Raw genomic sequence first — 1,521 nt, forward strand, 5'->3', positions numbered from 1 at the left:
CCCTCGGACCGGAGCGGCAGGCGCCCGGCTCGGTCCGCCGCCCCGCGCGCCCCCTCAGGTCCGGTAGAACAGCACCCGCCCGTCCGCCCGCATCTGAAGCAGGGCGTCGAACTCGCGCACGTTGCGGGTCAGCACGGCGAACCCGTGCTTCATCGCCTGCACGAACAGCACGCAGTCGTGGAGGGCCTTCATCCGCTCGTCGCGGCCGTAGCCCTGAACCCGCGCGAGCATGCCCGCATACACGGCGGCCTGGGCGAGGATGTCGGCATCCGGCACGAACAGGCGATGCGCCGGCATGGCATCGATCGCCGCTTCGATCGCCGCGACGGCGCCCTCGGTCCGGGCGACGCCCGGATCCAGCACGCCGACCGTATGCATCAGCTCCTGGACGGCGACGGTGCTGTGGTTCACCAGCCGGATCGCGAGCAGATCCGCGACGATCGCGGGCGCCCTGCCCTGCATCTGGTCGATGTAGACGCAGGTATCGAGGAGAAGGCCGTTCCCGGCCGATGCCTCCGTCCCGAGAAACGGAAGACGGTCGTCGGGTCGGCGTCCCAGGGTCCTGACCGGAGCCTGCCTCCGAACCCGCTCGGCGGACCGGAAGTCGAACGCCACGCGCTAGAATCCGAGGTCCAGCCCGGGATCGACCGTGCCTCTCAACGCTCGAAACACGTCGGCGAAATCGTCTTCGATCGCCAGGTTGGCCAGGGCGAACTCCACCAGCTCGGTGTCCGACCGGATGCCGGTGCGGGCTTTCGCGCGCTCGATCAGTTCCGGCGACACGCGCCCGGAAATCCGCCCGCCTTTCTTCGCGATCAGGCCGCTCTCCTGCGCCCGCGCCAGCACGGCCTGAACCTTCGCCTTGGACGAGGCCGCCGCCACGATCGCCATAGGATCGGGCGACACGCGGTGCAATCGGGCGCCCGATCCGCTCGGTCCTCCGCGTGGAGGCTCGTCGCGAAGGCGGTCTGCGCCCGTCCCATGCGCCCGGCTCGGCGAGCACGCCCGCAGACCCGGCAAACCTCTGGAGGCGTGCGACGCGCACGATCGGCACCGGGATGCCGGCGCGCCTATTCCAGCCGCACCACGACGCTGTCGCTCGCGCCGGTCGCGTCGAGGACCGAGATGCGGGCGAAGCCGGCGCCGTCCGGGACCCATTCGGACTGGCGGCGGGGGGAATCGGCCACCGGGCGGCCGCCGACCATCCAGGTCAGCGGCGGCACGCCGCCCAGCGCCTTCAGGGCGAGGCGCGCCTGCTGCGCCGCCTCGCCCGGGTGATCCTGAAGCCCGAGATCGATCCGGGCGCCGTCGGGCGGGTAGGCGATCTTCAGGGGCGCGGTGTCGGCGGCGGCCAGCGTCTTGGGGGCGTCGCGGCGGATGTGGCGGAGTGGCGGCGGCAGGCCGGCCGACGTGGTGACCAGCGCGTCGCGCGGCTGCGCCACCGGCTCCGGCTCGCCGCCGAACCGCGCGAACGCGTCGAACAGGATCGGCGCGGCGACCGCGCGCCCGACGAGGCCCGGC

At 72.9% G+C, this 1,521-nt stretch carries 2 protein-coding genes and 1 pseudogene; all 3 read right to left on the reverse strand.

The features are described 5' to 3' along the window. Positions 1-54: 54 nt before the first annotated feature. The gene (locus FV223_RS27330; RefSeq protein ID WP_147729834.1) at positions 55-615 is read right to left on the reverse strand and encodes a type II toxin-antitoxin system VapC family toxin; all 561 of its coding nucleotides are present in this window, start codon (positions 613-615) and stop codon (positions 55-57) included. A 3-nt stretch (positions 616-618) separates the two neighbouring features. Continuing rightward, a complete protein-coding gene (locus FV223_RS27335; protein WP_243933694.1) occupies positions 619-891 on the reverse strand; it encodes a hypothetical protein in 273 nt (90 codons plus the stop codon). A 179-nt stretch (positions 892-1,070) separates the two neighbouring features. Next, positions 1,071-1,521: pseudogene (locus FV223_RS27340) on the reverse strand (penicillin-binding protein 1C); the annotation flags it as partial.

Source organism: Methylobacterium sp. WL116 (genome assembly GCF_008039455.1).
Classification (GTDB): Bacteria; Pseudomonadota; Alphaproteobacteria; order Rhizobiales; family Beijerinckiaceae; genus Methylobacterium.

What these genes read in the sequence shown, in the direction of transcription:
- FV223_RS27335 (WP_243933694.1), bottom strand. Translation starts at nt 891, where the DNA reads ATGGCGATCGTGGCGGCGGCCTCGTCCAAGGCGAAGGTTCAGGCCGTG.